This window comes from Humibacter ginsengiterrae (genome assembly GCF_054780115.1).
Genome location: NZ_BAAGWY010000032.1, coordinates 1 through 5,810 on the forward strand (window position 1 = coordinate 1; position 5,810 = coordinate 5,810).

Consider the following 5,810-nt stretch of genomic DNA (forward strand, 5'->3'; position numbering starts at 1 on the left):
ACAACCTCCTCAAACTCCGAGCAGCCACCCCCGCCTGACCGGGCAAGCCGGCACCCTCCAGCCAGACGCCGAACGCTACCAAATCCCGCACCCCCACCGCCCAGAAGATTCACGCGACAGCCTGAGCATTGCGCCGTTGTCGGTGTGCGTGGGGCCACCGGACGCGTGCTCCTGAACATGGTGGATCTCCGTCCATCCCGCGGGGATCATGCATCCGGGGATGACGCATCCCGCGTCGCGGAGCGACAACGCGCGCCGCTGCTGTGGAGTGAACCCGCGCTCGGGCGAGCCGAGGGCGATCAGGCGCCCCGTCGGAGTGAAGAACGCCTTCTGCACGCCACCGGTGCAGATGAACTGTTTCGCCGATTCCACGGAGATGGGCACGTCGACCCCGTCGACCCACGCTGCTCCCGAGCCTTTGCGGAGTGTCTCGGCGTCGACACTGACCAGCACGGTCGGCGAGCCGCCGCCGATGGTCGGTAGTTCAGCGCTGCGGGCGGCCGCATCCAGAGCAGCGGCAAGGATGTCGTGTCGTTGCTGGGCGGGCGTTCGCGATTCGCCCGTCGTCTCGGCGAGTTCCCTCTGTTCGTCCGTGAGGAATCGGCCGACGGTCTTCGGGGAGAGGCACGAGTCGAAGATGCGCTCCAGCTTTCCCGAGATCTCGGGCATCAACCTCATGCGGTACGTGATGAGGCCGCCTCGACTCCCGGTCTTGAGGATGCCGCGCCCGACCATCGCCTGGTCTTCACGCACTTTCACACCATCGGGGTCGAGCGCCACCTGCCACTGCAGTGCCTGGATACGTGTCTGATCAGCGGTCATCGGCACGATCTGCTCACCCGTCGAGGTGTCGACGCCTGTGGCACAGCCGACGAGCGCCCGCTCCGCTTCGGCCAACAGGCCCGGCTCAGCACGATGCTGGATCGCTCCGAGGTTGGAGACGATCGTCGCGGCGGTGTCAATGCCGATCGCGCCGCCCCGCAGAGCCTCGGCAACAGCGGGGTACTTCGGCGGCAAGAGTTCCCCGGTGAGCGCGTCCCGGTCCCGAATGCCCGCACCGAGCCGGCACCAGCGTGCAGCCGTCGCCTCGGAGGAGAGCGTCACGCGAGCGATCAGCTCGTAGGCGTTACGGCATCCGTTCCGCGCGCTGAGCCGCTCGCTGCCGAGGGACGGCCGTGAGCGTTCGAGGACCTCCGCGGACGCCGCCACTCGCAGCGCGTCGACGGATCGTCCGAGCTGCTCGATGCGCCCGAGCGCCTCGAGCAGCTCGCCGTCGCCGAGTCGCGGAACTTCCGCCACCTCGAGAGCAGCACGGACGGCATCCACCGCCGATTCGAGCCGCGCTCTCGTGTCGTTCATGTCTCCATTCAACCCGTAGCCACCGACATTCTCGGCGACGAATTCCTGATCAGAAGGTGTTTCCTGTGGATAGCGACCGAAGATGATGAGCTGTGGAGGGCAAGTGCCGGCGTAACAGTCGGGCGATCGATGCGGTTACTGCTTCTCAGGGATCATGGATACGTGAGCGTTCCCCTACCCATCACTGTGCGGAACGCTGTCCCCGCAGATCTGATCGGCATCCTCGAGGTCCAAGCCGAATCCGGGCGCTCGACGTCGACGCGGTTCACCGAGGACATCACTGCGGCGATAGACGATGAGAATTCGATTCTCGTTGTCGCCGAGTCCGGCGGACGGGTGGTCGGCTGGGCGAAGACCCAGTTCTTCCCAGAGCCGGCTGGACCGGCACCCGCTGGGCATTACCTCATGGGAGTGACCGTCGCCCCCGTTCATCGCAGGCAAGGTGTGGCGAGCGCTTTGCTCAGCGCTCGGATGAGGTGGATCCAACAACGCGAAAGCGTCGTCTTCTACTTCACCAATGCTCGGAACCACGCCTCGATCGCGCTGCACCGGCGTGCGGGCTTCCTCGAGTGTGGTCGCGGCCCGCAGTTCCGAGGTGTTCCCTTCGAAGCCGGCGAGGGCATCCTGTTCTCCGCCACTCTGTCACGACCCGAGAGCGTTCACCCATGCCTTCACCGCAGTCGCTGAGCGAGACCGACCGCCGCATCGTCGCGGCGTGGGCAGCCGACTGCGCGGAACGAGTGCTGCCGTTGTTCGAGTCTGAGGTCTCCGACGACGACAGACCGCGGGATGCGATCGCCCGCGCCCGCGCCTTCTCGCGCGGCGAGCTCGGAGCCGCAGAGGAGATCCGGCGGCGCTTCGTGGCAGGCCGCGCAGCGCGGTCGGCGAAGTCACCAGCAGCGGTCGCCGCCGCGCGTGCCGCTGCTCAGGCATCCGGTGTCGCCCACATGGGCGCGCACGCGCTCGGCGCCGCTGCGTATGCCGCGAAAGCAGCAGGCCTGGCCGCGCCGGAGCATCCCGCGGCAATCGACGAGGAGATCAGCTGGCAGCTCGAGCACCTGACCGCGGCGGCGCGGAATGCACTCCGGCGCCTACCCCTCGTCGGCGAGGACTCGGCCGGACCGCTCGGGGCGGGCCTCCTCACCTCCGGTGAGCTCGGCTCGATCATCCGCCGACTGCAAGCCGGCATCGGCCGATAACCAGTTCCTGTCCTCCGATCGGACTCGTCGTGCAGGGCTTCCCGCGCGAGGGCCACGGCCGTGCGATGGCGATCTTCTTCGCCATCACCCGCGAACACTGACGCGCTTGAGCGGCGCATAGTTTGCGCATGGCCTGTGCATACTCACAGGTCCTACGTTCTTGAGGCATGACCCCCGCCGCGCCCGAAACCCCGAACGTTCCCATCGACCCCACGAACACCGCTCCTGCGGGCGACCAGCCGAAGCCGCGACGAGGCATCCGGCGGCGCGAGGTGCTGTTCGGCGGCGGAGGGATCGCGCTCGGTCTCGCAGGGGCTTTCGCCGGCATCGGCGCGGCGAGCGCGATCGCACGGTCGAAGCCGACCTCGTCGTCGACGTCGAGCAGCGCGTCCGCATACACAATCGAGCGATTCGCGAGCACTATGGTGACCGCCCCGAAGCTCGCCATCTGGAAGCAGAGCGGTGCCCTGCTGGCCGGCGGACACCTCTTCGCGACACCGCAGACCGACCAGTTCTCGCCCGCCATCTACGACACGGACGGAATGCTGATCTGGTCGCATCCGGGCGGCGGCGCCGGAACCGACTTCCGGGTGCAGCAGTACGAGGGCCGGCCCGTGCTGACCTACTGGACGGGCACCTCGCAGTACGGTAACGGCCAGGGCCACGGCGTCATCCTCGACAATTCCTATCACCCGATCGCGCACGTCTATGCGCAGGGCGGCCTCCAGGCGGACCTGCACGAGTTCGAGCTCACTGACTCCGGCACAGCATTGATCACGTCGTACCCGCCGGTGCGAACCGACCTCACCTCTGTAGGCGGGAAAGCGGACGGCTGGATGTACGACTGCCACATCCAGGAGATCGACATCGCTACCAGCAGACTGCTCCTCGACTGGCGGGCGAGCGATCACATCCCCCTCACCGAGAGCTACGTCGCCCTCGGATCGGACGGCGGCACGGCTCCGACCGCCTACGACCCGTACCACCTGAACGCGATCTCGGCCGACAGCGACGGCACGCTGCTGCTGTCGGCCCGGCACACCCACACCGTCTACTCCCTCGATCGAACGAGCGGCGCGATCCGCTGGAGGCTGGGCGGTAAGAAGAGCGACTTCGCCGTGGATGCCGACGCCGCGTTCGCCTGGCAGCATCACGCTCGCAAACAGTCGGCTGACGAGATCAGCATGTTCGACAACCACGTGAACACCTCGAAGGGCACCTCCCGTGGGCTCGTGCTCTCCATCGACGAATCCGCGAAGACGGCGACGCTGAAGCAGGAATATGCCGACAGGAGCCATGTCGGGTTCGCGATGGGCTCGACGCAACTACTCGGCAACGGCAATGTGCTGGTCGGCTGGGGAACGCAGCCCTACGCCACCGAGTTCACCGCGGACGGCACCCCGGTGTGGGAGGCATCCGGGCTCGGCGCAGACTGCTACCGGGTGGCCAAGAGCACGTGGGTGGGCCAGCCGAAGGCGGATCCCGACATCGCCACCGTGACGGACCCTTCGGGCCGGCTGCGGGTCTCAGCGAGCTGGAACGGTGCGACCGAGGTGGCGTCGTGGCGCATCCTCTCCGGAGCGACGAACGACTCCCTCTCGGCGGTCGCCACCATACCGAAGGACGGCTTCGAGACCACGTCGACAATCGACGGCGCAGCCTTTGTGCAGGTCCTGGCGCTCGACGCGAACGGTACGTCCCTGGGCTCATCGACGGTGGTCGCCACGTAGAGTTCTCCCGTCACGACAACCGCCGCGCTGTCAGGCGGTCGTTTCGAAGGAGAACAATGACCCTGTCGAGCGAGGCCGCGGCATCCGCTCGTTCCGGCGCACCCGGCGGAACGGGGGAACCGGCGATCTCGATCCAGCACGTCACGAAACGGTTCGGCGATGCGATCGCGGTGGACGACATCGATCTGCAGCTGAAACAGGGAGAGTTCTTCGCGCTGCTCGGGCCCAGCGGATGCGGCAAGACCACCACGCTGCGCATGGTCGGCGGATTCGAGCTGCCCAGCCTCGGGCACATCTACCTCGACGGCCGCGACGTCACGATGCTCCCGCCATACAAGCGCGACGTGAACACGGTGTTCCAGTCGTACGCGCTGTTTCCGCACCTGACGGTGTTCGACAACGTCGCATTCGGTCTGCGGCGTCGCAGGGTGGCCAGCGCCGAGATCCGCGAGAAGGTCGAGCGCAACCTGGAGATGGTGGGGCTGAAGGGGTACGGCAAGCGTCGGCCGCTGCAGCTCTCCGGCGGTCAGCAGCAGCGCGTGGCGCTCGCCCGTGCGCTCGTCAACGAGCCGAAGGTGCTGCTGCTCGACGAGCCGATGGGTGCACTGGATGCGAAGATCCGCAAGACGATGCAGTTGGAGCTCAAGCGCATCCAGCGCGAGGTTGGCATCACGTTCCTCTACGTCACGCACGACCAGAACGAGGCCATGTCGATGGCCGACCGGCTCGCGGTGATGAACGCCGGACGCACCGAAGACATCGGCTCCCCCGACCGGGTGTACGACCGGCCCGCCACTCAGTTCGTCGCCGAATTCCTCGGCACCTGCAACGTGATCGCACCCGAATCGCACGGCACGGCGCTGCGGCTCCCCGACGGCACTCGGCTGGAGGTGAGCGGCGTCGACGGGCGCCTGCCCGCGGCTTCTCGGGTCGGCATCCGTCCCGAGAAGCTCGTCGTGACCCGAACGGATGCCGCCGGCCGCCAGGGCGAGCCGGGCTCGATGCCCAACACGGTGCCCGGAACCGTCATCACCGCCACGTACCTCGGCGCGAGCACCGAATACGAGGTGTCCACCCCGTGGGGCAGCGTGCTCAAGGCCTTCGCCCAGAACCTGGCCGACTCGTCGCGTGCGCGTCCCGGCGAGCAGGTCGTGCTCACGTGGGATCCCGCGCACGCGTTCGTGCTCGCCCCCTCCCCTGCACCGACCCCGCTCGCCGCAGAGAAGGCGCAAGAGAAGGCGCAGGAGGAGGCGCAGGAGGAGACGGAAGGGTCTGGCGCGGGCTGACGGAGGCGCCGATCTCCGCCGCACGATGCTCAAGCGTGTGCCGGGCGGCGTCGGCGGCGCAGCCCTCGCGCTCAGTGTTCGCGGTACGCGCTCAACTGACTCCATCGCCTCGGCAAAGCGAGCGAGCTCGCTTTGCGCTCGGCTCAGACCCTATGAGTGTGGGGTTGTGGGTTTGGTCTTGTAGGCCCAGGGCCTCACGGTGCAGATTCGTGGATCATCTCGAGAGTGGCTCGGGA

At 67.5% G+C, this 5,810-nt stretch carries 5 protein-coding genes; 4 read left to right on the forward strand and 1 reads right to left on the reverse strand.

What is annotated here, in order from left to right:
* Positions 1–75 precede the first annotated feature (75 nt).
* Positions 76–1,359, reverse strand: a complete 1,284-nt coding sequence (locus ACYVII_RS19010) for an HNH endonuclease signature motif containing protein (RefSeq protein WP_460537914.1) — start codon at positions 1,357–1,359, stop codon at positions 76–78.
* A 162-nt stretch (positions 1,360–1,521) separates the two neighbouring features.
* Between ACYVII_RS19010 and ACYVII_RS19015 the strand changes: the two genes are divergently transcribed.
* From ACYVII_RS19015 to ACYVII_RS19030, 4 genes are all read left to right on the forward strand, one after another.
* On the forward strand, positions 1,522–2,046 hold the full coding sequence (locus ACYVII_RS19015) for a GNAT family N-acetyltransferase (protein ID WP_460537915.1): 525 nt from the start codon (positions 1,522–1,524) through the stop codon (positions 2,044–2,046).
* On the forward strand, positions 2,025–2,558 hold the full coding sequence (locus tag ACYVII_RS19020; RefSeq protein ID WP_460537916.1) for a putative immunity protein: 534 nt from the start codon (positions 2,025–2,027) through the stop codon (positions 2,556–2,558). Before ACYVII_RS19015 ends, ACYVII_RS19020 begins: the two co-directional genes overlap by 22 nt.
* 167 nt (positions 2,559–2,725) lie before the next feature.
* Positions 2,726–4,288, forward strand: a complete 1,563-nt coding sequence (locus ACYVII_RS19025) for an arylsulfotransferase family protein (protein ID WP_460537917.1) — start codon at positions 2,726–2,728, stop codon at positions 4,286–4,288.
* A 56-nt stretch (positions 4,289–4,344) separates the two neighbouring features.
* The gene (locus tag ACYVII_RS19030) at positions 4,345–5,574 is read left to right on the forward strand and encodes an ABC transporter ATP-binding protein (RefSeq protein WP_460537918.1); all 1,230 of its coding nucleotides are present in this window, start codon (positions 4,345–4,347) and stop codon (positions 5,572–5,574) included.
* Positions 5,575–5,810 lie beyond the last annotated feature (236 nt).